General features: G+C 72.3%; 20 protein-coding genes and 2 pseudogenes. 14 read left to right on the forward strand and 8 right to left on the reverse strand.

From position 1 onward, the window contains the following. Nucleotides 1-108: 108 nt before the first annotated feature. Both ACGFI1_RS05325 and ACGFI1_RS05330 read right to left on the reverse strand, forming a co-directional pair. Nucleotides 109-876, reverse strand: a complete 768-nt coding sequence (locus tag ACGFI1_RS05325; RefSeq protein WP_387067970.1) for an SDR family NAD(P)-dependent oxidoreductase — start codon at nt 874-876, stop codon at nt 109-111. Nucleotides 877-942: 66 nt separating this feature from the next. Continuing rightward, nucleotides 943-1,608 (reverse strand): NADPH-dependent F420 reductase, encoded by a 666-nt coding sequence (locus ACGFI1_RS05330; protein WP_392783104.1) that lies wholly within the window; start codon nt 1,606-1,608, stop codon nt 943-945. 82 nt (nt 1,609-1,690) lie between these two features. On the opposite strand from ACGFI1_RS05330, the gene ACGFI1_RS05335 reads away from it, so the two are divergent. Then, nucleotides 1,691-2,056, forward strand: a complete 366-nt coding sequence (locus ACGFI1_RS05335; RefSeq protein ID WP_205719542.1) for a winged helix-turn-helix transcriptional regulator — start codon at nt 1,691-1,693, stop codon at nt 2,054-2,056. Here the strand turns inward: ACGFI1_RS05335 and ACGFI1_RS05340 are convergent. Beyond that, nucleotides 2,043-2,825, reverse strand: a complete 783-nt coding sequence (locus ACGFI1_RS05340) for an enoyl-CoA hydratase/isomerase family protein (RefSeq protein ID WP_392783109.1) — start codon at nt 2,823-2,825, stop codon at nt 2,043-2,045. The genes ACGFI1_RS05335 and ACGFI1_RS05340 overlap by 14 nt on opposite strands. Before the next feature lie 1,141 nt (nt 2,826-3,966). On the opposite strand from ACGFI1_RS05340, the pseudogene ACGFI1_RS05345 reads away from it, so the two are divergent. The 3 genes and pseudogenes from ACGFI1_RS05345 to ACGFI1_RS05355 form a co-directional block, all read left to right on the forward strand. Continuing rightward, a pseudogene (locus tag ACGFI1_RS05345) lies at nt 3,967-4,386 on the forward strand (SNF2 helicase-associated domain-containing protein); the annotation flags it as partial. A 165-nt stretch (nt 4,387-4,551) separates the two neighbouring features. After that, nucleotides 4,552-7,353 (forward strand): annotated as a pseudogene (locus ACGFI1_RS05350) (SNF2-related protein); the annotation flags it as partial. Then, entirely contained in the window at nt 7,353-8,159 is an 807-nt protein-coding gene (locus tag ACGFI1_RS05355) for an SWIM zinc finger family protein (protein WP_392783112.1), read from the forward strand. The pseudogene ACGFI1_RS05350 and the gene ACGFI1_RS05355, both read left to right, overlap by 1 nt. A 153-nt stretch (nt 8,160-8,312) precedes the next feature. Here ACGFI1_RS05355 and ACGFI1_RS05360 read toward each other — a convergent pair whose 3' ends face one another. Together ACGFI1_RS05360 and ACGFI1_RS05365 are read right to left on the reverse strand one after the other, a co-directional pair. Then, nucleotides 8,313-9,182, reverse strand: a complete 870-nt coding sequence (locus ACGFI1_RS05360; RefSeq protein WP_392783115.1) for an alpha/beta fold hydrolase — start codon at nt 9,180-9,182, stop codon at nt 8,313-8,315. Between the two features lie 43 nt (nt 9,183-9,225). After that, nucleotides 9,226-10,395 (reverse strand): sensor histidine kinase, encoded by a 1,170-nt coding sequence (locus tag ACGFI1_RS05365; RefSeq protein ID WP_392783117.1) that lies wholly within the window; start codon nt 10,393-10,395, stop codon nt 9,226-9,228. A 120-nt stretch (nt 10,396-10,515) separates the two neighbouring features. Here ACGFI1_RS05365 and ACGFI1_RS05370 point away from each other — a divergent pair, with 120 nt between their 5' ends. The 4 genes from ACGFI1_RS05370 to ACGFI1_RS05385 are packed head-to-tail and all read left to right on the forward strand — an operon-like array spanning nt 10,516 to nt 13,121. Further along, nucleotides 10,516-11,370, forward strand: coding sequence for an ABC transporter ATP-binding protein (locus ACGFI1_RS05370; RefSeq protein ID WP_392783120.1), 855 nt, complete (start codon nt 10,516-10,518; stop codon nt 11,368-11,370). Next, complete coding sequence (locus tag ACGFI1_RS05375; RefSeq protein ID WP_392783123.1) at nt 11,370-12,233, forward strand: ABC transporter permease; 864 nt, start codon at nt 11,370-11,372, stop codon at nt 12,231-12,233. Before ACGFI1_RS05370 ends, ACGFI1_RS05375 begins: the two co-directional genes overlap by 1 nt. Before the next feature lie 43 nt (nt 12,234-12,276). After that, complete coding sequence (locus ACGFI1_RS05380) at nt 12,277-12,537, forward strand: helix-turn-helix transcriptional regulator (RefSeq protein ID WP_217711284.1); 261 nt, start codon at nt 12,277-12,279, stop codon at nt 12,535-12,537. Then, nucleotides 12,534-13,121, forward strand: a complete 588-nt coding sequence (locus tag ACGFI1_RS05385) for a hypothetical protein (protein WP_392737060.1) — start codon at nt 12,534-12,536, stop codon at nt 13,119-13,121. The genes ACGFI1_RS05380 and ACGFI1_RS05385 overlap by 4 nt, the downstream gene beginning before the upstream one ends. A gap of 82 nt (nt 13,122-13,203) precedes the next feature. On the opposite strand, the gene glgP is transcribed toward ACGFI1_RS05385, so the two are convergent. Further along, complete coding sequence (glgP, locus tag ACGFI1_RS05390) at nt 13,204-15,801, reverse strand: alpha-glucan family phosphorylase (protein WP_392783126.1); 2,598 nt, start codon at nt 15,799-15,801, stop codon at nt 13,204-13,206. A gap of 275 nt (nt 15,802-16,076) precedes the next feature. Between glgP and ACGFI1_RS05395 the strand changes: the two genes are divergently transcribed. From ACGFI1_RS05395 to ACGFI1_RS05405, 3 genes are all read left to right on the forward strand, one after another. Beyond that, a complete protein-coding gene (locus tag ACGFI1_RS05395; RefSeq protein ID WP_392783133.1) occupies nt 16,077-18,068 on the forward strand; it encodes an alpha-1,4-glucan--maltose-1-phosphate maltosyltransferase in 1,992 nt (663 codons plus the stop codon). A 113-nt stretch (nt 18,069-18,181) separates the two neighbouring features. Beyond that, nucleotides 18,182-19,933 (forward strand): maltose alpha-D-glucosyltransferase, encoded by a 1,752-nt coding sequence (treS, locus tag ACGFI1_RS05400; RefSeq protein WP_392783241.1) that lies wholly within the window; start codon nt 18,182-18,184, stop codon nt 19,931-19,933. 2 nt (nt 19,934-19,935) lie between these two features. Next, entirely contained in the window at nt 19,936-21,369 is a 1,434-nt protein-coding gene (locus ACGFI1_RS05405) for a maltokinase N-terminal cap-like domain-containing protein (RefSeq protein WP_171069201.1), read from the forward strand. Between the two features lie 28 nt (nt 21,370-21,397). Here ACGFI1_RS05405 and ACGFI1_RS05410 read toward each other — a convergent pair whose 3' ends face one another. After that, a complete protein-coding gene (locus ACGFI1_RS05410; RefSeq protein WP_392783136.1) occupies nt 21,398-22,165 on the reverse strand; it encodes a GntR family transcriptional regulator in 768 nt (255 codons plus the stop codon). A gap of 205 nt (nt 22,166-22,370) precedes the next feature. Here ACGFI1_RS05410 and ACGFI1_RS05415 point away from each other — a divergent pair, with 205 nt between their 5' ends. From ACGFI1_RS05415 to ACGFI1_RS05425, 3 genes are all read left to right on the forward strand, one after another. Next, nucleotides 22,371-22,589, forward strand: coding sequence for a hypothetical protein (locus tag ACGFI1_RS05415; RefSeq protein ID WP_392783139.1), 219 nt, complete (start codon nt 22,371-22,373; stop codon nt 22,587-22,589). Between the two features lie 405 nt (nt 22,590-22,994). Continuing rightward, a complete protein-coding gene (glgB, locus tag ACGFI1_RS05420; RefSeq protein ID WP_386867500.1) occupies nt 22,995-25,226 on the forward strand; it encodes a 1,4-alpha-glucan branching protein GlgB in 2,232 nt (743 codons plus the stop codon). Nucleotides 25,227-25,265: 39 nt separating this feature from the next. Next, nucleotides 25,266-25,616 carry an ACT domain-containing protein gene (locus ACGFI1_RS05425; RefSeq protein ID WP_387078745.1) on the forward strand — a complete coding sequence of 117 codons (351 nt, stop codon included), beginning with the start codon at nt 25,266-25,268 and terminating at the stop codon, nt 25,614-25,616. Between the two features lie 7 nt (nt 25,617-25,623). On the opposite strand, the gene ACGFI1_RS05430 is transcribed toward ACGFI1_RS05425, so the two are convergent. After that, nucleotides 25,624-26,481 (reverse strand): NUDIX domain-containing protein, encoded by an 858-nt coding sequence (locus ACGFI1_RS05430; protein ID WP_392783143.1) that lies wholly within the window; start codon nt 26,479-26,481, stop codon nt 25,624-25,626. Nucleotides 26,482-26,493: the final 12 nt, after the last annotated feature.

The following is a 26,493-nucleotide window of genomic DNA, read 5'->3' on the forward strand; positions in this document are numbered from 1 at the left end:
ACTCAAGCGTAGGTTCGATCGTCGCCATTGGCCGTGACCCCCGTCAAGTCAGCACCGCCACAATCAACCCACGGGAAGTTTTGTAGACCTGAGCAAAACGGCGCGGCGTCAGCGCGTGTCGGCGGCCTGCTGCCACATGCGGTTCACGGCCGCCCTGAGCAGCGGTCTTGGCACGAGCTTCAGCGCCGGCATGGCCGCCTTGTACTGCATGCCGGGGACGCACAGCGCGCGCCCGGCGGCCACCGCGTCCAGGCCCGCGCGCGCCACGTCGTCCCGGCGCAGCCACAGCAGGTTGGCGGGGACGTCGTCCTCGGTGCGGGTGAAGCCGGGGCACAGCGCGGTCACGTGCACGCCCTTGCCCGACACCTCCGCGTGCAGGCTCTCGGAGAACGACGCCACGTACGCCTTGGTGGCCCCGTAGGTGGCGCTGCCGGGCGACGGCGCGAACCCCGACATCGAGGCGACGTTCAGCACCCCGCCCCGGCCGCGCTCGACCATCCCCGGCAGCGCGGCGTGCGTGAGCCGGACGAGCGCGGTGACGTTCAGCTCGATCTGCGCCAGATGGTCGTCCAGCGGCAGTTCCGCGAACGCTCCAAAAGCGCCGTACCCCGCGTTGTTCACCAGCAGCTCGACCGGGTCGGCGCGCAGCCGCCCCTCGACCTCGGCGCGCTGCGCGGGGTCGGTGAGGTCGGCGGCCACCACTTCCACCGCGACCCGGTACCGCTCGACCAGCTCGCGGGCCAGCCCGTCCAGCAGCTCGGCGCGGCGCGCCACGATCACCAGGTCGGCGCCGCGGCCGGCCAGCAGCCGCGCGAAGCTCTCCCCGATGCCGCTGGACGCGCCCGTCACGAGCGCGGTTCGGTACGCGTGTCGCATGGCGGCAGATGCTATCGACGGAACCGCAATGACCCCGGCAGCACACTCGAAAACAGAAGTAACGGTTTAACCCTCACTTACCGACGTGCGCCGCGGGTCGCCGCCGGCGAACGCGGGCGGCGGCAGCATCGCGGACGGGTCCTCGCCCGCGACCCACAGCCCGACCACGAACGCGGCCGCCGCCTCCAGCAGCCCGGCCCGCTCCAGGCCGCCCCCGTCCATCGGGACGCAGCCGAGATCGGCGACGAGCGTCCTGACCGCGGCCAGCGCCTCCGCGTCGTCCCCGCACAGCGGCACGCCGAGCGGCCGCCCGCCGAACTCCGGCGGCTCCATCCGCCACACGCTCTCGTGGCACAGATTGAACGCCTTGACGACACGCGCGCCGGTGGCGTCCGCGACGCGCCGCGCCGCCGAGGGGCCGCCCGCCGTCTTGAGCCGCTCGAACGGCGGCTCCATCGGGTTCGTGCAGTCGATCAGCACCCGCCCGTCCAGCGGGCCCGCCGCCCGCAGGACGTCGGGGACGCCCTCGTGCCACACGGCGAGCAGCACCGCACCGCCGTGCTCCGCCGCCTCCCGCAGGGTGCCGCCGGCCGCGCCGTGCCCGATCCGCTCCGCCAGCGCCACCGCCTTCGCGGGCGTGCGCGCCCCGATCCGCACCTCATGCCCCTTGCGCGCCCACCGCGTCGCCAGCGCGTCCGCCATGTCCCCGGCGCCCAGCACTCCGATCCGCATGATGACCTCCCGCTCGATTACCGTCGGACGGGACGCTAAGCGGTCCGTTCGGCACCATCTGGTGCCTATCGGGAGGGGCAGGATGGCCGACGAGACCATGGACGAATTCATCGCCGACTGCCGCACGCGCCTCGGCCTCGACCTGCTGTCGGGGACCTGGACCGGCGTGGTGCTCTGGTCGCTGCGCGACGGCCCCCGCCGCCCGGGCGAGCTGCGGGAGCGCATCGGCGGCATCAGCCAGAAGGTCCTGACCGAGACGCTGCGGCGCCTGGAGCAGAACGGCCTGGTGGTGCGGCGCCGCTACGCCGAGGCACCACCGCGTGTGGAGTACGAGCTGACCGGCCCTGGGCGGGGGCTGATCGAGCCCTTGTCCGCCCTGGGCCGGTGGACCGAGCGCTACGCCGACGAGGTACTGGACGCGCAGGAGCGCGCGCTCAGCGGCCGGTGAACTTCGCCTTGCCCGGGCCTTCCTCCATGAAGCTCTTCATGCCGTTCGCCTGGTCGTCGGTGGCGAACAGAGCGGCGAACTGCGTCCGCTCGATCTCCAGGCCGGTGTCGAGGTCGACCTCCAGGCCCCGGTCGATGGCCTGCTTGGCGGCGCGCAGCGCGATCGCCGGGCCGCCGGCGAACGTCGCCGCCCACTCCTTCGCCGCGGTGTAGACGTCGGCGTCCGGGACGACCCGGTCGACGAGGCCGAGGGCGAGCGCCTCGTCCGCCTTGACGTGCCGTCCGGAGAAGATCAGGTCCTTCGCCTTGGCCGGGCCGATCAGCCGGGACAGCCGCTGCGTGCCGCCCGCGCCGGGGATGATGCCGAGCTGGATCTCCGGCTGCCCCACCTTCGCGCCCTCGCCCGCGACCCGGAAGTCGGCGGTCAGCGCCACCTCTAGCCCACCGCCGAGCGCGTACCCGGTGATCGCGGCGATGACCGGCTTCGGGATCGCGGCCAGCTCCCTGGTGAAGTCCTGCAGGAGGCGGGACGGCGCGCCCGACATCTCCGCGTACGACATGGGCGCCATCTCCTTGATGTCCGCCCCGGCCGCGAACACCTTCTCCCCGCCGTACAGCACGACCGCGCCGACCTCGGCGTCCTCGGACACCCGGCGCGCCGCGTCGATCAGCTCCCGCTGCATCTGGGCGTTCAGGGCGTTCATCTTGGGACGGTCCAGCCTGATCGTCGCGACCCCGTCCTCGACCTCGACCCGTACGAACTCGCCCACGGCGACCCTCCTGTGCATCCGGCGGTGAACGTCCCCGAGCCTAGTCAGCGGCGGGTGCGGCGGTTGTGACGGGTCGTGCTGTCAGAGGCTGCTGGTAGCTTCGGTGACCATGCTCGTCGCCCACGCCACCTGGCATGGCGGTGCGCTCTGCCTGTGGGCCGAGCGCACCGGCCCGTACGAGCCGTCACCGGACGTCCACCCCTTCGCGACCTGCGATTTCACCGGGACGTCGTACGAGCCGCTCGTCCGCACCGGGTTCCGCGTCGAGCTGGCGATGACGCTGCCGACGCACGGCGACCATCCGCTGCCCTCGGCCGAGCTCGGCCCCGAGCCGGTGCGGGACGAGCCGGAGCTGCGGCCGTGGCGGGTGCCCGCGCTGGTCCTCGAACCGTTCCCCGCGATGGCGCTGCTCCAGGCGGCCGAGCACAGCGGCGACGTCGTCCCCGGCACCGACCTGCGGTTCCTGTGCCTGCTCGCCGACGAGGCCGTCCACCTCGCCGGGCGCGGCCACGTGCTGCCCGCCCTGCTGCGCGAGGACGGCGACCTCGTGGCGCGGTGGCGCCCGGTGATCGACGACCCGGCCCGCTTCCGCGACCTCGTGCGCGCCATGCCCGCCGCGTGCCGCGCGGCCGACGGCGGGCGCCCCGCCGCCGAGGTGCTGCGGGAGGCGCTGTCCGGGCTGGTCGACACGGCCGTCCGCGGCGTGGTGCCGCATCCGCTGCTGGTGTCGCGGCGCAAGGAGCCCGACCGGCTGCCGCTCGCCGAGCGCTGGGTGATGGCGCTGACCGGGCCGTCCGCCGCCGTCGCCCGCGAACCCCGCGACGACCCCGCCGACCTGATCGCCGAGCTGGACGCGTGGGCCGCCGCCGCGCGCCGCCCGTCCGGCCCGCTGCGCGTCTGCTTCCGCCTCGCCGAGCCCGGCGCGGCGGAGTTCGGGGAGAAGCAGGAGTTCGGCGAGGCCGCCGACCGCGAGAAGCCCGACTCCGATTCCTGGCGGGTCGAGTTCGCGCTGCAGGGCACCGACGACCCCAGCCTCTACGTCCCGGCCGCGCTGGTCTGGGACGGCGAGGCCACCTCGATCCCGGACGCGGAGGAGACCCTCCTCGGCGGCCTCGGCCGGGCGCTGCGCCTGTTCCCCGACATGGCGCCCGCGCTGAACGGCCCCGCACCGGCCGAGCTCGTCCTCGACACCGCGGGCGCGTTCCGCTTCCTGCGCCAGGCGGCCCCGATGCTCGCCGCCGCCGGCTTCGGCGTCCTGCTCCCCCAGTGGGCGGGCAAGGCGAAGCTCGGCATGAAGCTGACCACCCGCACCGAGGACCCGGAGGCCACCGCCGGGGCGGCGGCGCCCTCCGGCTTCGACCTGAAGGCCATGGTCGGCTTCCGCTGGGACCTCGCCATCGGCGACGAGAGCATCGACGAGGCCGAGCTGGAGGAGCTGGCCCGCCTGAAGACCCCGCTCGTCCGCCTGCGCGGCCAGTGGGTGGAGCTGGACGAGCGGCAGCTCGAAGCGGCCCTCGACTTCCTGCGCCACCCGCGCCGGGGCCGGATGACCGCCGCCGAGGCGATCCGCGCGATCGTCCACGCGGGCGACGACGCGCTGCCGCTCACCGAGGTCGACGCGGGCGGCCCCCTCGGCGACCTGCTGTCCGGCGAGGCCGACCGCCGCCTCACCCCCGTCCCAACGCCCCGGGATTTCAACGGAGAGCTGCGCCCATTCCAGGAGCGAGGACTTTCTTGGCTCCACTTCATGAACAATCTCAAAATCGGTGGAATTCTCGCAGACTCGATGGGGCTCGGTAAATGCGTGAGCCCAGATGATCTCATTTATGCCAATGGCGCCATCGGTAAAGCCAAAGACATTTGGGCCCATTATGCAGTAACCACAGAACATGATGGTGAAGGCACCTGGGCGATACCCTCGAAGCCCATCATCGTCAATTCCGTCGACACGACAGGGCGCATCGTCACGGCTCCAGTAATCAGGCTGTACCGGCAACACATCTGCGAGCCTCTCCGCCGCGTCCGACTGAACGACGGCAGCGAAATCACCATCACCCGCCGCCACCGTCTACATGGGGTGGACGGCTGGACCCGAGATCTGCGCCCCGGCGACCGGATCTGCGTTCCCGCCCGGCTGCACCACAACGGCGACCCGCTGGACGAGGACCTGACCGTGTTTCTCGCCTGGCAGATCTCCGAGGGCTGCGAGCCCACTAGGTACGACGCAAGCATCAGCCAGAAGGACGTCCGGGTACTGGCCGATCTGCGCACCCGCCTCCTGCGCATAGGTGAACGGTTCCAACTCCGGGTCAACCATCCCAGGCTCGTCCCCGCCGACGAAACCCATGGCTCGCACCTCCGCTTCAGCAGCAAGGCGTACTGCGAGTTCGTGGAGTCCGAACTGGGCTACCGGTGGGGCCGGGTATCCAAGCACAAGAAGATTCCCGACGCCATTGTCGCCGCCGACGATGACACGGTCGCACTCTTTTTGCGACACTATTTCGCCGCCGAGTCGGCGGTACTCGAAGAGTCAGGCGTCATCGAGATCTCCTCGGCGTCCGTGTTCATCATCCGGCAACTCGCCATCATGCTGCGCCGGTTCGGTGTCTGGCTGCGCGCGCGCACCAAATACAAGTGCGCGACCAACGGCACGCGTATCAAGCGCCCCTATCAGGTGGGCATCATCGGAGGACCGAGCCTCCGCCGATTCCGAACGCATGTCGGCATCGCCGACCCGCTCAAGCAGGCCAAGCTCGACCGAATCTGCGAGACGATTCCCAACACCAACACCGAAGGCGTCCCCGGCAGCGACCTCCTCCGCGCTGCTCGTGAGCTCACGGGTCTCCCCATGCTGCACTTCGGCGTGGCGTGCGCGTACTTCACCGGAACTCAGGAACCGTCACGGGAGACCGCTCTCCAAGCAGTCGAGGCGATGGACCATATTCTGTCTGGAGAGGCGGCGGCCGCATACGCCTCCCGGCCGAAGAGCAAGTGGTCGGCCCGGACCCTCGCCGCCTATGAGACCCTCGATAAGGAGGGCCTGCGCTCCATCCGCGACCTCCTCCACGCGCGCGCCACCCGTGAGGTCTTCTACGCGACCGTCGTATCCGTGGAGGACATTGACTACGAGGGCTACGTCTACGACTTCGAGGTCGCTGGGCATCACAACTACGTGGCTGAAGGTGTGCTCTGTCACAACACCGCTCAGACGTTGGCGCTTCTTGCCTCCGAGCGGGAGGACGCCCGCCCGGGTCCGACGCTCTTGATCGGGCCGATGTCGCTGGTGGGGAACTGGCAGCGGGAGGCGGCGCGGTTCACCCCCAAGCTGCGCGTCCACGTCCACCACGGGACGGGGCGGCACCGCGGCGACGAGCTGGCCGAGGCCGTCGCGGGCGCCGACCTGGTGCTGACCACCTACGGGACGGCCGCGCGGGACGCCGAGGCGCTCGCGGCGATCGACTGGGAGCGGGTGATCTGCGACGAGGCGCAGGCGCTCAAGAACAGCGCGACGCGGCAGGCGCGGGCCGTGCGGAGCATCCCGGCGCGCACCCGGATCGCGCTCACCGGCACCCCGGTCGAGAACCACCTGACCGAGCTGTGGTCGATCATGGAGTTCGCGAACCCGGGGCTGCTCGGGCCGCGCGCGGAGTTCCGGCGGCGGTTCGCGATCCCGATCGAGCGGGAGGGCGACGAGCAGGCGGCGCTCGCGCTGAAGCGGGCCACCCAGCCGTTCATCCTGCGCCGCCTCAAGACCGACAAGTCGATCATCTCCGACCTGCCGGAGAAGCAGGAGATCAAGGTCTACTGCAACCTCACCACCGAGCAGGCGTCCCTGTACCGGGCGACCGTCGACGACATGCTCCAGCAGATCGCCGAGGCCGACGAGAAGCAGCGGCGAGGGCTCGTCCTCGCGACGATGGCGAAGCTCAAGCAGGTCTGCAACCATCCGGCGCAGCTCCTCAAGGACGGCTCGCGCCTCCCCGGCCGCTCCGGCAAGCTGCAGCGCCTGGAGGAGATCTGCGCCGAGGTCATGGAGCAGGGCGAGAAGGCCCTCGTCTTCACCCAGTACGCCGAGTTCGGCTCGATGCTCCAGCCCTACCTCGCCGCGCGCCTCGAACGCCCCGTCCTGTGGCTGCACGGCGGGACGTCCAAGCAGGCCCGCGACGACCTCGTCCAGCACTTCCAGCACGATCCCGAGCCGGCGGTGTTCCTGCTGTCCCTCAAGGCCGCCGGGACGGGCCTGACCCTCACCGCCGCGAACCACGTCGTGCACGTCGACCGCTGGTGGAACCCCGCCGTCGAGGACCAGGCCACCGACCGCGCGTTCCGCATCGGGCAGACGCGCAACGTCCAGGTCCGCAAGTTCATCTGCGTCGGCACGATGGAGGAGCGCGTCGACGAGATGATCGAGCGCAAGAAGGCCCTCGCCGAGTCGATCGTCGGCACCGGCGAGGACTGGCTCACCGAGCTGTCGGTCGCCGAGCTCCGCGACGTGCTGCGGCTGTCCCCCGAGGCGGTGAGCGACTGATGGACGACGCGCGCGGCATCGAGGTCGTCAAGGGGATCAGGGCGCGCAACAAGCGCGGCTCGATCGGCACCGAGTGGTGGTCGCGGCGCTTCATCGACCTCGTCGAGTCGTTCGCCGACAAGGGCCGGCTCCAGCGCGGCCGCACCTACGCCCGCAAGGGCAACGTGTTCGACCTGCGCGTCGAGCCGTACGAGGTCACCGCGAAGGTGCACGGCTCGGCGCCCGAGCCCTACGAGGTGGCGCTCGGCATCGACGCGATCGACGAGGCGGACTGGCGGGCCGTCGAGCGGGAGCTGGCGTCCCGCGCGGTGTTCCGGGCCCGGCTGCTGGCCGGGGAGATGCCGCCGGAGATCGAGTGGGTGTTCGCCGAGCTCGGCCTCGCGCTCTTCCCCGGCTCGGCGTCCGACCTGCACCTCATGTGCGACTGCCCCGACTGGGGCGACCCGTGCAAGCACGCCGCCGCCGTCCTGTACCTGCTCGCGGAGGCGTTCGACGACGACCCGTTCCTCATCCTGCTGTGGAACGGCCGGGGCCGCGACCGGCTCCTCGCCGGCCTGCGACGCGGCGCCGCGGCCGAACCCGACCCGCTCGACGTCGAGGACGAGCCGCTCACGGCCGCCGGTTTCTGGACTCCCCCGTCCGGCCTGGCACGCCTGCGCGAGCGCCCGCCCGCACCGCCGGTCCCGCCCGGCTTCGTCCTGCAGGTGGCCACTCCCCCGCCGGTAAAGATCCGCCGCCGCTCCCTCCCGGACGTCCTGGCCCCCGCCTACGAGGCCCTCGCCACCCAAGACGACACCCCCGACTGACGAGCCCAACTGACAAGCCACGCCCCCTGACCAACTGCGCCTTCTGACCAACTGCGCCGCCCGGCGGGGAGTCACGGACATGCGCGCCGCACCGCTCGGCCCTGGTCGTCAGGGCGTCAGGGGGTCAGGGCGTCAGGTCAGGGCATCTGGGCGTCAGGGCGTGTCGAGGACTTCGCGGAGTTTTTCGGCGAAGCGTTCGGGCTGGCCGGCCTGGCCGAACTCGCCGCCGAGGAAGCCGCCGTGGTGGCTCGGGAACACCGTCGCGTCCTGGCCGAGCAGTTCGGCCGCCGCGAGGGAGGTGCGTCCGGTCAGGATGCCGTCGGACTCCTCGCCCACCGCGATCACGATCCGTGTGGACGCGGCCTTGAGCGCTGCGGCGTCGGGCCGGTAGTCGCTGACGGCCCAGGACCGGTCGGACAGCAGCGGGTCGCCGCGGGTGCCGTCGTCCTCGGCGGGCATCCCGAACGTCGCGGGGTCCGGCGCGGGCTGGGCGAAGTACGCGTCGGTGAACTCGCCCTTCCACGACGTCATCGCGATGAAGGCCGCCATGCCGGCGCCCCAGCCCTTGCTCTCGTACGCGTCCCGGACGGCGGCGCGGGCGCGCGCGGCGGCCGCGGCGTCCGGCAGCAGCGGGAGGAGGGGCGGCTCGTGCGCGACCAGGACGCCGACGTCGGCGGGGTGTGCGGCCACGAGGGCGAGCGCGGTGACCGCGCCGCCGCTGCTGGCGAACATGTCGACCGGGCCCCCGCCGAGCGCCTCGATGAGGGCGTGGACGTCGCCGGCCTGGGTGACGGGGTCGTGGTCGTCCCGGCCGTCCTTGCGGGTGCTCCGGCCGAGGCCGCGCGGGTCGTAGGCGACCACGGTGCGGTCGGGGAGGTGCGATGCCAGCGTGCGGAAGCCGGTGGCGTCCATCGGCTGGCCGATCGTCAGCAGCGGCGGGCGCCCGCCGGCGGCCGGCAGCGGCCCGTGGACGTCGTACACGAGGTCGGCTTCGGGAGTGCGAAGTGTGTGCTCAGTGGTCATGCCGGTGGTGACTCCGGCTGCGCCGGAAACTCATCGGCGCGGGCTAGAGCGGGAGCCGGGCGCGGACGGTGAAGCCGCCGTCCGGGCCGGGGCCGGCCTCCAGGGTGCCGCCGAGGGACTCGGCGCGGTCGCGCATCCCGCGGATGCCGCTGCCGTCCTCGGACGGTGCGCCCGGCGGCTGCTTCCCGTCGTCCTCCACGGTCACCGTCACGTGCCCGTCGGCGTAGGCGACGCGGACGACGGCGGTGGACGCGGCGCTGTGCCGGGTCACGTTCGTGAGGGCCTCCTGGACGATCCGGTACGCGGCGAGGTCGGCCTCGGCGGGCAGGGTGCGCGGTTCGCCCTCGGTCTCGGTGCGGATCGTCAGGCCGGCGGCGGCGATGCCGGCGGTCAGCTCGTCCAGCCGGGCGAGGCCGGGGGCGGGTGCGACCGGCGCGGCCTCGTCGACCTGCCGCAGGACGCCGAGGGTGGCGCGCATCTCGCGGAGCGTGTCCTTGCTCGCCTTCTTGATCGCGGTGAGGGCCGTCTCGGCGCGCTCGGGTTCGCGGCGCAGGCCGTGCAGCGCGGCGGCGGCCTGCACGTTGATCAGCGAGATGTTGTGGCCGAGGACGTCGTGCAGTTCGCGGGCGATGCGCAGCCGCTCCTCGACGGCGCGGCGGCGGGCCTCGGCCTCCCGGCCGCGCTCGGCGACCCGGGCCCGCTCCTCGGCTTCGCGCAGGTAGGCGCGGCGGTTGCGGACGACGCCGCCGATCGCGACGACGGCGACGAACCAGCCGGCGAGCAGGAAGGACGCCGCGTCGGCGAGGTGGTTGATGCCGTCCTGCCGGTCGGCGGCAACCGAGCCCGCGATCGAGACCGCCGCGAGCACGGAGGCCGCCGCGAGGTGCCCTTCGGCCGCCGCCGTGTAGAGCGCGAGCACGAAGGTGAGCACGAGCGGGCCGTCCGGTTCCACCAGCGGGTAGTAGGCGCCGCAGGCGAAGAAGGTGACGACGGCGACCGTGACCGGGTGGCTCAGGCGGAAGTACAGCGCCGCGCAGGCGACCGCCATCAGCGCCCAGCCGTAGAAGGGCATCCGCGTGGACGCGCCCGTGCGGATCGACACGAGCGTCAGCGCGGCCATGAGCGCGAACGAGCCGCCGGCCAGGAGCGCGTTCGCCGAGCGCGTGCCCGGAGTCCACGGGACGGGGCGCTCGCGTGGTTTCGCCAGTCGCACATGTCCATCCTGCCAGGGTCCGTCCGCTTGCGAGACTGCGATGGGATGTAGTACTTCTACTATCAACGGAAGTAGAAGTCGGGTCGATGATCCAAGTTCCTGTATGGGGGTGCGCGTCAGATGAGCGAGCCGGTGGTCCGGGCGCGGAACCTGCGGATGCGCTACGGCCGCGCCGAGGTGCTGCGCGGCGTCGACCTCGACGTCGCGGCCGGCGAGGTGGTGGCCCTGCTCGGGCCGAACGGCGCCGGGAAGACGACCACGATCGAGATCCTGGAGGGGTTCCGGCGCCGCTCGTCCGGCGAGGTCGCGGTGCTCGGCGCCGATCCCGGGACGGGCGGGGACGCCTGGCGGGCGCGGCTCGGCATCGTCCTGCAGGACTGGCAGGACCACCCGCGCTGGCGCGTGCGGGCGCTGCTCGCGCACATCGCCGCGTTCTACCCGCGGCCGCGCGACCCGGACGAGCTGCTGGCCGCCCTGGGCCTCACCGCGCAGGCCGGGCAGCTGGTCGGGCGGCTGTCGGGCGGCCAGCGGCGGCGGCTCGACATCGCGCTCGGCATCGTGGGCCGCCCCGAGCTGCTGTTCCTGGACGAACCGACCGCCGGCTTCGACCCGGAGGCGCGCCGCGGGTTCCACGGGCTGGTCGAGCGGCTCGCGCGGGAGGAGGGCATGACCGTGCTGCTCACGACGCACGACCTCGCCGAGGCGGAGCGGCTCGCCGACCGGATCGCGATCCTCGTCGACGGCGCCGTGCGCGTCTGCGGCACCCCGTCCGGGCTGGCGTCGGTGGTGCAGGCGGCGTCGGAGGTGCGCTGGCTGGAGGACGGCGCGCGCCGCACCGAGCGGACGTCCGACCCGTCCCGGCTGGCGTTCGACCTGCACCGGCGGTTCGGCGGGCCCGTCCCGGGCCTGGAGGTCCGGCGCCCGACGCTGGAGCAGAGCTATCTCGATCTCGTGTCACGGAAGGAGGCCGCGTGATGAGCGCGCCGAGCATGCGGGCGATGAGGATCGGGCTGCGCCGCGGATGGACGGAGCACGTCCAGTTCCTGAGCAGCCGCAAGGAACTGGCGTCCACGCTGATCGGCACGGTCGGGGTGTACGTGCTGCTGGTCCGCTGGCAGGGCGACACCGTCGTGGAGGGCACCGGGGAGTCCCAGGCCGTCCTGATGACCGCGGGGTTCATCGCGTTCTCGGTGTTCTCCGCGGCGCTGCTGAACCTGCCGATGGGCATCGCGGCCGACCGCGAGGAGGGGACGCTGCTGCGGCTGCGCACGGTGCCCGGCGGGCCCTCGGCCTACCTGGTCGGGCGCGCGGTGTCGGTGCTGCTGCAGATCGCCGGGTACGTGCTGCTGATGCTGGTCGCGGGCGCGGCGGTGGCCGGGCTCCGGCTGCCGGGCTCGCCCGCCGACTGGCTGACCCTGGCGTGGGTGCTCGCGCTCGGCACGCTGTCGGTCGTCCCGGTCGGCGCGGCCCTCGGGGCGCTGCTCCCCGGCCCGCGCAACGCCGCGAGCATCCTGTCGCTGCCGGTGATGGCGCTCATGGTCGTCTCCGGGGTGATGTTCCCGGTGGCGCGGCTGCCGGAGGCCGTGCAGACCGTCGCGCAGTTCTTCCCGCTGTACTGGCAGGGGCTCGGGCTGCGGGCGGTGTTCCTGCCGGACGCGATGGCGGCCGCCGAGATCGGCGGGACGTGGCGGCTGCCGGAGACCGCCGCCGTCCTCGGGGCGTGGGCCGCCGCGGGGCTGCTGCTGGCGCCGTGGGTGCTGCTGCGCGCGACCCGGCGCGAGTCCGGCGCCCGGCTTGCCGAGCGCCGCGAGCGCCGCGCCGCCCAGGGCGCGCTGTGACCCGGCGGGCGCCGGTACCGGCCGCGGTGCGGAGGTGCCGGCCGTGATCCGGAAGACTGGCGCGGTGTCCGCCGACAAGGAGACCGTCTACAACCGCATCCCGGTGCTGAGGGCCGAGCGCGGCGTCTCGCGCCGCGACCTGGCCGCCGCGCTGGGCGTCCACTACCAGACGGTCGGCTACCTGGAGCGGGGCGAGTACAGCCCCAGCCTGCACCTGGCCCTGCGCATCGCCGAGTACTTCGAGGTGCCGGTCGAGGTCGTCTTCTCCCTGAAACCCTTCCCCCGAATCGGAGGCACGTCATGACCAAGCACTCCACCGGGTGGCTCGAGCGGTCCCGGCACAAGCGCGCGGCCCGTCTCGCGGCCCTCAACGAGCAGCTGGAGAGCCGGCTGCCCGCCCGCTACGCGCGGCAGCGGCCCCGCCGGATCCTGGCGGGGGCGGGCGCGGTCACGCTCGGCCTGTTCTGGGTGGACGCCGCCGTGTCGTGGGTGCTGGCGCCGAGCGACACCGCCATGATCGCGAACTTCGTGATCCTCGGGATCCTGATCGTGGTCGGGTTCCCGCTCGCGGGCCAGCTGATGGCGGTGACCCGGGGCCTCACGTCCAAGCGCGAGCACGAGCTCGACGAGCGGCAGCTCCTCGCGCGGCTCCGCGCGTACGCGACCGCGCACCGCGCGACCACGTTCGTGCTGGCCGCCGTGCTGATCATCACGAGCGCCGTCGACACCGAGGGGCGCGAGTCGCAGATCCCCGGCGCGGCGCTGTTCCTGATCCTGTTCGCCATGCTGGCGACGCACGTGCTCCTCCCCCTCGTCGTCGCCACCTGGCAGACGGCCGACCCACCGGACGACGACGAGGACGAGTACCCGGACGAAGACGGCGCCTAGCGCAGATCTCCCATCGTCCCCGCCGGGGGGAGCGTCCTCCAGGGCGGGCGTGCTCCACGGCGGTGGGAGACAGCGCCGGCGCCTAGCGCAGGTCTCCGTTCGTCATGCCCTGCGGGGCGGGCGGGAGGGCGACGAGGCCCAGTTCCGCCCGTCCCGACAGCAGCGGGTGGCTCGGCACCACCCGGACGCTGTAGCCGAACGCGCCGCTGCGCCCGAGCGGGACCTCGCCGGCGTAGCGGCGCCGCCCGCTCTCCGCCGGACCGGCCTCCGCCAGCTCCAGGTAGGACGGCTCGACGAGCGTGTCGGCGTCGTCGACCCGGCCGTAGGCGACCTCCACGGCGACGTCGTCCGGGTCGAGGCCGCCGAGGTCCACCACGACCCGCACCGCGAGCCGCGCGCCGACCTGCGGGCTCTCCGCCCCGTTGGACTCGACGTGCTCGACGGCGACGCCCGGCCACGCCTTGCGGACCCGCTGCTTCCACGCGGCGAGCTCCCGCGCCCCCGCGTGGTCGCCGGCGACCATCGCCCGCTCGGACGCGGCGGCCGGGGCGTAGAGGTCCTCGACGTACTCGCGCAGCATCCGGGTCGCGAGGACCTTCGGGCCCAGCGTGGCGATGGTGTGCTTGACCATCTCCAGCCAGCGGCGCGGCAGCCCGGCGCCGTCCCGGTCGTAGAACGTGACGGCGACGTGGTCCTCGATCAGCTCGTACAGCGCGGCGGCCTCCAGCTCGTCGCGCCGGTCGGGGGCGGACAGGCCGTCGGCGGACGGGATCGCCCAGCCGTTCTGCCCGTCGTACCACTCGTCCCACCAGCCGTCCAGGATCGACAGGTTCAGCCCGCCGTTCAGCGCCGCCTTCATCCCGGAAGTGCCGCTCGCCTCCAGCGGGCGCAGCGGGTTGTTCATCCACACGTCGCAGCCCTGCACCATGAGCTGCCCGAGCGCGATGTCGTAGTCGGGCAGGAACACGATGCGGTGCCGGACGTCCTCGGAGTCGGCGAACCGCACGATCTGCTGGATGAGGCGCTTGCCGCCCTCGTCGGCCGGGTGCGCCTTCCCGGCGATGACGATCTGCACGGGGCGCTCCGGGTCCAGCAGGATCGAGCGGAGCCGGTCCGGGTCGGTCATCATCAGCGTGAGCCGCTTGTAGGACGGGACGCGGCGCGCGAACCCGATCGTCAGGACGTCGGGGTCGAGCGCGTCGTCGATCCAGGAGACCTCGGCCTCGCTGGCGCCGCGCTGCCGCCAGGACTCGCGGAGCCGGCGCCGCGCGTCCAGCACGAGCCGGCGGCGCAGCAGGGCGCGCATCCGCCAGATCTCCGGCTCGGAGACGGCGCGGACGCCCTCCCAGCCGCGGCCGCTCTCCATCACCGACGGCAGTTCGCGGGCGGTGAACTCCAGCACCTCGCGCGCCACCCACGTTCCGGCGTGCACCCCGTTGGTGATGGACCCGACCGGGACCTCGGCGAGGTCGAACCCGCCCCACAGGCCGCCGAACATCTCCCGGCTGACGCGGCCGTGCAGCTCGCTGACGCCGTTGACGCGCTGCGCGAGCCGCATGCCCATCACGGCCATGTTGAACACGGTGCGGTCGCCGCCGGGGTAGTCCTCGCTGCCGAGGGCGAGGATCCGGTCGACGGGGACCTGCCGCTCCTCGCTCGTGCCGCCGAAGTAGCGGCTGATCAGCTCGCGGGGGAACCGGTCGATCCCGGCGGGGACGGGCGTGTGCGTGGTGAAGACGGTGCCCGCGCGCGTCGCCTCCAGGGCCTCGTCGAACGTCAGCCCCTCCTCCGACGCCAGCTCGCGGATGCGCTCCAGGCCGAGGAACCCGGCGTGGCCCTCGTTGGTGTGGAACACCTCGGGCGCGGGGTGGCCGGTGATGCGGCAGTACGCGCGGATCGCGCGGACGCCGCCGATGCCGAGCAGCATCTCCTGCAGCAGCCGGTGGTCGCCGCCGCCGCCGTACAGCCGGTCGGTGACGTCGCGGGCCGCCTGGTCGTTGTCCTCGACGTCGGAGTCCAGGAGCAGTTGCGGGACGCGTCCGACGCGGGCGACCCAGACCTGGGCGCGCAGGGCGTGGCCCTTGGGGAGGCCGATGGTCACGTGCACCGGCGTCCCGTCGCGCTCGCGGAGGAGGGTCAGCGGGAGCCCGTTGGGGTCGATCGGCGGGTAGCGCTCCAGCTGCCAGCCGTCCGGGGACAGCGACTGGGAGAAGTAGCCGTGCCGGTACAGCAGCCCGACCCCGAGGATGGGGACGCCGAGGTCGCTCGCCGTCTTCAGGTGGTCGCCGGCGAGGATGCCGAGGCCGCCGGAGTACTGCGGCAGCGCGGCGGTGATGCCGTACTCGGGCGAGAAGTAGGCGATGCAGGCGGGCCCGGCGTCGCCGCGGGCCTGGTACCAGCGGGGCGCGGTCAGGTACTCGCGCAGGTCCTCGGCGGTGTCCTGGAGGCGGCGCAGGAACCGCCGGTCTTCGGCGAGGCGCTCCAGCCGCTCCGGGGCGACCTCGCCGAGCAGGCGGACCGGGTCGTGGTGGACGGCCTTCCAGAGCGCGGGGTCCACGGCGCGGAACAGGTCGAGCGTCTCGTGGTGCCAGGACCAGCGCAGGTTGAGGACCAGTTCCTCGAGCTGCCGGAGCGGCTCGGGAAGGACGGTGCGGACCGTGAAACGTCGGATTGCCTTCACACAACACCACGCTAAGCGCTGGAATCGGCTCGGCGCGACGGCGAGGTGCGGGCCGCCGCCGCGCGCATCGGTCGCCCCATACCCGTCCGAGCCGCGAAAACCCCCGGCTGCGCTGGGACTTCCGGCCGTTCCGACGGTCACTTAGCGGGACTGGAGAGGCACTTAAAGTTATCCCAAACTACTCGGCGGTAGGTCCGGCGTCGCGGGCATGGGACGTTTCGGAAGTCCCGCTCGGGTAGGGGGGAGACATGCACGTGGAGTCCGGAACATCCCATATGGCCGGAATTCCGAGGCTTGGTCGCATTCCGATTCTGGACGTGTCGCCGGTGGTGGGGTGCGGCCGGTGGCCGGCGAAGGCCGTGGTGGGCGAGACGGTCGAGGTGTCGGCGACGGTGTTCCGGGAGGGGCACGAGCGGCTGGGCGCGGCGGTGGTGCTGCGCACGCCGGACGGCGAGGAGCTGCCCGGTGAGCGGATGGCCGAGGTCGGTGCGGGGCTGGACCGGTGGTCGGCGCTGGTGACGCCGACGGAGCTGGGGTCGTGGTCGTTCCGGGTGGAGGCGTGGGGCGACCCGATCGCGCACTGGTGGCACGACGCGCAGATCAAGGTGCCCCGCGGCCAGGACGTCGAGCTCATGCTCACCGAGGGCGCCCAGTTGTTCGAGCGCGCGGCCGAGGCCGTCCCGAGCAAGGACCGCCCGACCCTGGACCGGCTGGCGAAGTGCCTCGGAGACGAGACCATCCCGGTCACCGACCGGATGGAGGCGGCCGCCGACCCGGACGTCGCCGCCGCGGTGGAGCAGCATCCGCTGCGGGATCTGTTGACGGTGTCGGACTGGTACCCCCTGGTCGTGCACCGCCAACGCGCCCTCTACGGCGCCTGGTACGAGTTCTTCCCCCGCTCCGAAGGAGCCACCTTCGACCCGATGGGACGCCGCGGCCCCACTTCGGGGACCTTCCGCACCGCGATGAAACGGCTCCCCGCGATCGCCGACATGGGCTTCGACGTCGTCTACCTGCCACCCATCCACCCGATCGGGACGACATTCCGCAAAGGCCCCAACAACACCCTGGACGCCGGCCCCTACGACCCCGGCTCCCCCTGGGCGATCGGATCACCCGACGGCGGCCACGATGCCGTCCACCCCGACCTGGGAACCCTGGCCGACTTCGACGCCTTCGTCGCCTACGCCGGCGACCACGGACTGGAAATCGCCCTCGACCTGGCGCTGCAGTGCTCCCCCGACCACCCCTGGGTCCGCGAACACCCCGAATGGTTCACCCACCGCGCCGACGGCACCATCGCCCACGCCGAGAACCCGCCCAAGAAATACCAGGACATCTACCCCCTGGACTTCGACACCGACCCCGACGGCCTCTACACCGAAGTCAAACGCGTCCTGCACCACTGGATGGACCACGGCGTCCGCATCTTCCGCGTCGACAACCCCCACACCAAACCCGCCGCCTTCTGGGAACGGCTCCTGGCCGACATCCACACCACCGACCCCGACGTGCTGTTCCTCGCCGAAGCCTTCACCCGCCCCGCCATGATGCACACCCTCGCCAAAATCGGATTCCACCAGTCCTACACCTACTTCACCTGGCGCAACGCCGCCGACGAACTCACCGCCTACCTCACCGAACTCACCGGCCCCGCCGCCGCCTACATGCGCCCCAACCTGTTCACCAACACCCCCGACATCCTCAACGAATACCTCCAGCACGGCGGCCGCCCCGCCTTCGAAATCCGCGCCGTCCTCGCCGCCCTCCTGTCCCCCACCTGGGGCATCTACGCCGGCTACGAACTCTGCGAGAACACCCCCGTCCGCCCCGGCAGCGAGGAATACCGCGACTCGGAGAAATACCAGTACCGCCCCCGCGACTGGGAAGCCGCCGACCGCACCGCCACCACCATCGCCCCCCTCATCACCCGCCTCAACACCCTGCGCAACACCCACCCCGCCCTCCAGCAACTCCGCAACCTCCACTTCCACCACATCGACCAACCCGAACTCCTCGCCTTCTCCAAACGCCACCTCGACGACGTCATCCTCACCATCGTCAACCTCAACCCCCACCAACCCCGCGAAGCCACCGTCCACCTCGACCTGCCCGCCCTCGGCCTCCCCGACGACCCCCACCACCCCCACACCGTCACCGACCAACTCGACGGCGCCACCTACACCTGGACCAAGTCCAACTACGTCCACCTGGACCCCCAGACCCGTCCCGCCCACGTCCTGACGTTCGGGAGCAGCGAGAGTTGAGCGGACCCCACGAGCCAGAACCCCCGGCACGGGCGCTGCCGGGCGCCGGGCCGGACCCGGCACCGGGCGCTCTGCCGCGAGTCGAACCCGTCCCCGAAGTCCCCCTTGAGACCATCGCCGCCTCCTCCGAACCGGTCCCGGACGCGTTCAGCCCGGAGACGCCGCGCGATCCGCACTGGTTCAAGACGGCGGTGTTCTATGAGGTGTCGGTGCGGGGATTCGCCGATTCCAACAATGACGGCTACGGCGATCTGCGCGGCCTGATCTCCAAACTCGACCACCTGCAATGGCTCGGCATCGACTGCCTGTGGCTGCTGCCCATCTACCAGTCACCGCTCAAGGACGGCGGCTACGACATCGCCGAGTACACACGGATCCTGCCCGACTTCGGGGAGTTGGGCGATTTCGTGGAACTGGTGGAAGAAGCGCACGCGCGCGGTATCCGGGTGATCGCGGACCTGGTGATGAACCACACCTCCGACCAGCACCCCTGGTTCCAGGCGTCCCGCACCGACCCCGACGGCCCCTTCGGCGACTTCTACATGTGGGCCGACGACGACACCGGCTACCCCGACGCCCGCATCATCTTCGTCGACACCGAATCCTCCAACTGGACCTACGACCCCGTCCGCGGCCAGTACTACTGGCACCGCTTCTTCTCCCACCAGCCCGACCTCAACTACGACAACCCCGACGTCCAGGACGCCATGCTGGAGAACCTGCGCTTCTGGCTCGACCTGGGCATCGACGGCTTCCGCCTGGACGCCGTCCCCTACCTGTACGCCCGCGAGGGCACCAACTGCGAGAACCTCCCCGAAACCCACGCCTACCTCAAACGCGTCCGCGCCGAAGTCGACCGCCTCTACCCCGACCGCGTCCTGCTCGCCGAAGCCAACCAATGGCCCGCCGACGTCGTGGAGTACTTCGGCGACCCCGCCGCCGGCGGCGACGAATGCCACATGGCCTTCCACTTCCCCGTCATGCCCCGCATCTTCATGGCCGTCCGCCGCGAACAGCGCTACCCCATCTCCGAGATCATGGCCCAGACCCCCAAAATCCCCGAATCCTGCCAATGGGGCATCTTCCTGCGCAACCACGACGAACTCACCCTGGAGATGGTCACCGACGAAGAACGCGACTACATGTACACCGAATACGCCAAAGACCCCCGCATGAAAGCCAACATCGGCATCCGCCGCCGCCTGGCCCCCCTCCTGGACAACGACCGCAACCAACTCGAACTCTTCACCGCCCTCCTGCTCTCCCTCCCCGGCTCCCCCGTCCTGTACTACGGCGACGAGATCGGCATGGGCGACAACATCTGGCTCGGCGACCGCGACGCCGTCCGCACCCCCATGCAATGGACCCCCGACCGCAACGCCGGCTTCTCCCACTGCGACCCCGCCCGCCTCTACCTCCCCGTCATCATGGACCCCATCTACGGCTACCAGGCCGTCAACGTCGAAGCCCAGGCCAACAACCCCGGCTCCCTGCTGCACTGGACCCGCAAAATGATCGAGATCCGGCAGCGCCACCCCGTCTTCGGCGTCGGCTCCTACGTCGAACTCTCCGCCTCCAACCCCTCCGTCCTCGCCTTCACCCGCGAGATCGACGGGTCGGACGGCAACCAGTGGGGCGGCATGGACACCGTCCTCTGCGTGAACAACCTGTCCCGCTTCCCGCAGCCGGTCGAACTCGACCTGCGGCGGTTCCGGGGCACCGCGCCCATCGAGTGCATGGGCGGCGTCCAGTTCCCCGCCATCGGCGAACTGCCCTACCTGCTGACGCTCCCCGGGCACGGCTTCTACTGGTTCCTGCTCCCGCCGCCGCCCGCCGAGCGCGACCCGGGAGAAGGAGTGATGTAGCCGTGCCGCCGCCAGACCATTCCCTCGTCCGGCTCCTGTCCGACTGGCTGCCCCGGCAGCGGTGGTTCGGCGGCAAGGACGAACCCATCGACGAGCTGTCCCTCGGCACCGCCACCGAACTGCGCACGGGCGACCCCGCCCTGCACCACCTCGTCCTCGACGTCCGCCAGAACGGCACCACCGACCACTACCAGCTGCTCCTCGGCGTCCGCCGCGAACTCCCCGACCGGCTCCAGCACGTGGAGATCGGACGGGCCGCCGGGCACCCGCCGATCACCGGGCACGTGTACGACGCCGCCCACGACCCCGACCTGACCCGTGTCCTGCTCGACCTCATGGCGAGCGAGGCGGCCGTCGGCCCGCTGCGGTTCCGCCGCGCGCCCGGCACCGGCATCCGCACTGGCCTGGAGGGGCTGCCGACCTCGGCGGAGCAGAGCAACACCTCACTGATCTTCGGCGACGCCTACATCTGCAAGCTGTTCCGGCGGCTGTCCCCCGGCGTCAACCCCGACCTGGAGGTCAACCTCGCCCTGACCCGCCAGGGCTGCGAGCACATCGCCGCCGTCCACGGCTGGATCGAGCTCGACCCCGGCGACCCCGCCGAGCCCGCCGCGGAGCCGGTCACGCTCGCGCTGCTGTCGGAGTTCCTGCGCACCGCGACGGACGGCTGGCAGCTCGCCCTCACCAGCGTCCGCGACTGGTTCGCCCAGCCGACCCCGCCGGGCCCGTCGGGCGAGGTCACGGCCGGGGACGCGGGCGACGCCGGCGGCGACTTCGCCGCGGAGGCGGAGCGGCTCGGCGCCGCCACCGCCGAGGTGCACCGCGACCTCGCCGCCGCGTTCGGCGTGGTGCGCACGCCGCCCGAGGCGCTGCGCGGCATCGTCTTCGGGATGAACCAGCAGCTCGACCAGGTCACCGCCGCCGTCCCGGAGCTGCGCCCGCACGCGCACGCGATCCGCGAGGTGTTCGACCGGGTCGCGGCGGACGCGTCCGAGATGGAGTTCCAGCGGGTCCACGGCGACTACCACCTCGGGCAGGTGCTGCGCACCGACGCGGGCTGGGTGCTGCTGGACTTCGAGGGCGAGCCGGCCCGCGCCCCGGGCGAGCGCCGCGCCTTCGCGCACCCGCTGCGCGACGTCGCCGGGATGCTGCGCTCCTTCGAGTACGCGGCGCGGTTCCTGCTCGCGCGCGGCGGCGGCCTGCCGGACGGCACCGCGGAGGCTCTCGAACTGCGCGCCCGCGCCTGGGCCGAGCGCAACCGCGCGGCGTTCTGCGCCGGCTACGCCGCCGCGGGCGGCCCCGACCCGGCCGCGCACGAGGCGCTGGTGCGGGCGTTCGAGTTCGACAAGGCGGTCTACGAGGTCCGCTACGAGGCGAGCAACCGGCCGTCCTGGCTCCCCGTCCCGCTCCGCTCCCTGGCCCGGCTGGCGGGCTGACCCCGGGCCGCGGAGCCGTGGACCGGGGTCACAGGTCGATCGCGTAGTCGAGGACGACGCGGTCGGCGGGCAGGACGATCTCGCGGCAGACCTCCATCACTCCGGCGTGCGCCAGCAGCCGCCGGGTGATGCCGAGGACGGGGACGCCGCCCGTCATGCGGAGGGTCTCGGCCTCCTCCGGGGTCGGCATCCGGGAGCGGACCGCCTCCTCCACCCGGACGGGCGGGTGCCCGAGGTAGGCGAGCTGCGCGAGCGTCCCGCCGGGCCACGGCTCGCGGGCCGGGTCGGCGACGGGGGTGTCGCCGACGAGGTCCCACGGCAGGTAGTTGACGGAGATCTGCTGCGGCTCCCCGCGCGCGAAGAAGACGAACCGGCGGCGCAGCAGCTCGGTGCCGGCCGGCAGCTCGAACAGCGCGCCCAGCTCGCCGTCCGCCCGCACCCGGGTGAACTCCTTGTCGAGCCGGTAGTCCGCCCAGTCGATCTTCTGGTCGCGGGTGAAGGTGGTCTCCGGGACGGCGAGGGGCCGGGTCACCGCGCGGTACCGGTCCATCGCGACGCGGCGCGCCGGGGGCACGACCTTGACGAGCGTGCCGCCGCCGCGGCGGGTCTCGACGAGTCCCTCGCCGCGCAGCAGCGCGACGGCCTGCCGGACGACGATCTCGGAGACGCCGTGGGTCTCGCACAGTTCGGCGATGGTCGGCAGCCGCGTCCCCGGCGGGAGGCTGCCGTCCCGGATCCCCTCCCGCAGCGTGTCGGCGATGCGCAGGTAGGCGGGGCGGTCCGGCACCGGCGTCACCTCCCTACTCTGCGCCGCACGCGCCCGGCGCGGCGTTCGAACGATGTTCGACTCGGCGTTCGATCCCGGCCCGTCCCTCTCCGCCATCCATACCTTCCACGCGCTATCCCGGAGGGCACGGTCCGCTTACGGACAGCTTGACACCTCTTGGCCCGAGTAAGACTTTTGTATACAGAAGAACGACCTCGGGGAAGGGACGACCTTGATGGGCGACTTCGACGAGTTGAAGGCGGCCATCGAGGAGGAGTTCCCGGGCTGGCAGGTGTGGCGCAGCGACGCGGGGCGCTGGTACGCGACCCGCATCGGCGACCTCACCGACGCCGAACTCCAGGCGGGATGTGCGATGACCGTGGCGGCGGACGACTCGGAGGGGCTCCGCCGGCTGCTCGTCGACCAGACGCACGGAGGGCACGGGGACCGGTGACCGGAGGCCATGGGGAACAGCGCGGCCCGGTCCGCGAGCGGGGGCGGACCGGGCCCGGGCGCTCCGGTGCGCAAGGTACCTGTGTCGCTGAGGTGACACAGGAGTGGATCCTCGGGCGGTGGGGTCGTTGTCACCCCTGGGGCGAGGTGGACGTGACCCGGTAGCGGGCGGCGGGCGGGGAGCCGCCCCATGGAACGTGGCCGCACGGGCGGCAGCATTCGGCGCGACCCCACGACGAAGAGTCGAGCCGCCCGTGCGGCCGCAAGCACGCCCGCACAGGTCGCGGCGCGCTCGCCGATCTTGAACGTCAAGCTCGCGGAAACAGGTCCTCCGGTCATGTGAGACCACCGCTTCTCGGGGCACTCCTACAGAAGTAAAGGCTCAGTGACGGGAGGCCATGAGGTCATGGCACGGGTGACGCGCGCGGAGATCGACCGGCTCGTCGGCGGCGACCACCACGATCCGCACGGCGTCCTCGGGGCGCATCCGGGCAGGGACGGCGTGACCGTGCGGGCGCTGCGCCCGCTGGCGGAGAAGGTCGAGGTCGTCCTGCCGAACGGCGACCGGCATCCGCTCCGCCACTTCCACCAGGGGCTGTTCAAGGGCACCCTGCCGAAGGGGGCCTCGCTCGCGGGCGAGGACGAGCGCGCGGCGCCGCTGGCCGTCCCCGACTACCGGCTCGCCGTCACCTACGGGGACGGCGTCGAGACGATCCAGGACGACCCCTACCGGCACCTGCCGACGCTCGGCGAACTCGACCTGCACCTGATCGGCGAGGGGCGGCACGAGGAGCTGTGGCGGGCGCTCGGCGCGCAGCCCCGCTCCTACGCGTCCGCGCTCGGCACCGTGCACGGGACGGGTTTCGCGGTGTGGGCGCCGACGGCGCGCGGCGTGCGCGTGGTCGGCGACTTCAACCATTGGGACGGCCGCGGCCACCCGATGCGGTCGCTCGGCTCCACCGGCGTGTGGGAGCTGTTCGTCCCGGGCGTCGGCGACGGCACCTGCTACAAGTACGAGATCCTCGGCGCGGACGGCGTGTGGCGCACCAAGGCCGACCCCATGGCGCAGTGGACGGAGCGCCCCCCGGCGACGGCGTCGCGCGTGTTCACCTCGTCCTACACGTGGGGCGACGGCGCGTGGATGGACGCCCGCAAGGACCACGACTGGCTGCACGAACCGATGAGCGTGTACGAGGTGCACCTCGGGTCGTGGCGCCCTGGGCTCGGTTACAAGGAACTGGCCGACGAGCTCACCGAGTACGTGCGCGACATGGGGTTCACCCATGTCGAACTGTTGCCGGTCGCAGAGCACCCCTACGGCCCGTCCTGGGGCTACCAGGTGACGTCCTACTACGCGCCCACGTCGCGGTTCGGGAACCCGGACGACTTCCGGCATCTCGTCGACCGGCTCCACCAGGCCGGTATCGGCGTCATCATGGACTGGGTGCCGGCCCACTTCCCCAAGGACGAATGGGCGATGGCCCGGTTCGACGGCACCGCGCTGTACGAGCACGACGACCCGGCGCGCGGCGAGCACCCCGACTGGGGGACGCTCGTGTTCAACTACGGCCGCGCCGAGGTCCGCAACTTCCTGGTGGCGAACGCGTCGTTCTGGCTGGAGGAGTTCCACATCGACGGCCTGCGCGTGGACGCCGTCGCCTCGATGCTGTACCTCGACTACTCGCGCAATGAGGGCGAGTGGTCGCCGAACATCTACGGCGGCCGCGAGAACCTGGAGGCCATCTCCTTCCTCCAGGAGATGAACGCGACGGTCTACAAGCGCAACCCCGGCGTCATGACGATCGCCGAGGAGTCCACGGCCTGGCCCGGCGTGTCCCGCCCGACCCACCTCGGCGGGCTCGGGTTCGGGTTCAAGTGGAACATGGGCTGGATGCACGACACGCTCGAATACCTGCGCCACGAGCCCGTGTTCCGGCACTACCACCACAACGAGATCACCTTCTCGCTGGTGTACGCGTTCTCGGAGAACTACGTCCTGCCGCTGTCGCACGACGAGGTCGTCCACGGCAAGGGCTCGCTGCTGAGCAAGATGCCGGGCGACGCGTGGCAGCAGTTCGCCGGGCTGCGCGCCCTGCTCGCCTACATGTGGTCGCATCCCGGCAAGCAGCTGCTGTTCATGGGCCAGGAGTTCGGGCAGGGCGCCGAATGGGCGGAGGAGCGCCCGCTCGACTGGTGGCTGCTGGAGAACGCCGCCGAGGGCGCCAACCACCTCGGGCTGCAGAAGCTCGTCCGCGACCTGAACCGCGCCTACCGCGCCGAGCCCGCGCTGTGGACGCGCGACAGCGACCACGAGGGGTTCCGCTGGATCGACGGCAACGACGCGGGCGGCAACACCCTCTCCTACCTGCGCTACGGGACGCCCCGCGCCGACGGCGAGCCTCCGGTCCTGGCGTGCGTCGTGAACTTCGCCGGGAACCCGCACGAGGACTACCGGCTCGGCCTGCCCCGCGCGGGCCGCTGGCGCGAGGTCGTCAACACCGACTCCTACGACTACGGCGGCAGCGGCGTCGGCAACCTGGGCCATGTCGAGGCGTCTGGCGAGCCGTGCCACGGCCTGCCGGCGTCCGCGGTGCTGCGCGTCCCGCCGCTGGGCGCGGTCTGGCTCGTGCCCGAATAGGGGCGCGCGCGCAGACCCGCTCGGTCATAGGGTGGGCGCATGCAGCGCCTGCACATCGTTCCGGGCCAGTTTCTGGTCGAGCATCTGCCGCAATCGACGTTCCCCGAGGACGACGACTGGGTCGCGCTGATCCGCGCCCCTGAGGGCCTCACCGTCGTGCGGGAGGCGTCGCCGTTCACCGAGGCGGAACGCTGGGTCGGGTTCTACGGCGAGCCGGACGGCCTGGACGTGCCCGGCACGCTGGCCGCGCTCGTGCAGCCGCTCGCCGACGCGGGGGTGCCGGTCTTCGTGGTATCCACCTACCACGCCGACCTCGTCCTCGTCCCCGAGCACCGCCTGAAGGACGCGACGGAGGCGCTCCGCGGCGCAGGCCACCAGGTCGAGCTCTAGCCCGGGGCTACAGGCGTTCCAGGAGCCAGCGCGGCCCGGTGACGGCGGCGCCGGCGGCCTCGCAGCGGGCGCGCAACTCCCGGTCGGCCGTGACCACCAGGTGCGCGGTGTCGGGCCGGGCCTCCCGGACGAGTTCCACGATCCGGTCGTCGCCGCTGCCGGGCGCCGCCACGACGTGCACCCCGTCGGCGGGCTCGTCCGCGACCGGCCGCGCCGCGCCCTCCACGACCAGGACGACCTCCGGGAAGCAGCGGTCGAACGGCACGACCCCGCCGGGCAGGCCCCGCACGCCGCCGGTCAGCGCCTTCAGGTCGTCGCGGAGCCGGGCGTTCGCCCCCGCGCGGTCCTTCCACCAGCCGTCGGCGCGGGCGCCCACGACGTTCGCCGCGTCCACGACGAGGACGAGGCCCTTCATCGCGTCCCGCAGGCGGGGCCACGACCGGGCGAACGGCGCGAACAGCTTGCGGTCGGTGACCTCCTCCTCCCGCACCCACTCGGCCCTGCGCGTCTCCCTCGACGCCGCGTCCACGGGGACGAGCTCGGTCAGCGACCCCATCACGGACGTGAACGACCAGCCGCCGTGGTCCTCGACACTGGTGCCGTGCACGTTCACCGCGCCGACGTCGAGCGTGCACTCCTCGGAGGTCTCCCGCAGCGCGCCCGTGACGGCGTCCTCGTGGCTGTGCAGCGCGCCGCCGAACATGCCCCACGTCCCGCCGCCGATCCCCCACCAGGCGCGCTGCTGGAGCAGGATCCACACCTGGCCGTCGGCGTCGCGGTGGTAGGCCAGCAGGCCCGCGGCACCGAACCGTCCCCAGTGCGTGTGGCCCTGCCCGCAGCCGGCCCAGCCGTCGCCGTCTCCCATGCGTCCGACGAT

This window comes from Actinomadura geliboluensis (genome assembly GCF_043197915.1).
Lineage (GTDB): Bacteria > Actinomycetota > Actinomycetes > Streptosporangiales > Streptosporangiaceae > Spirillospora > Spirillospora geliboluensis.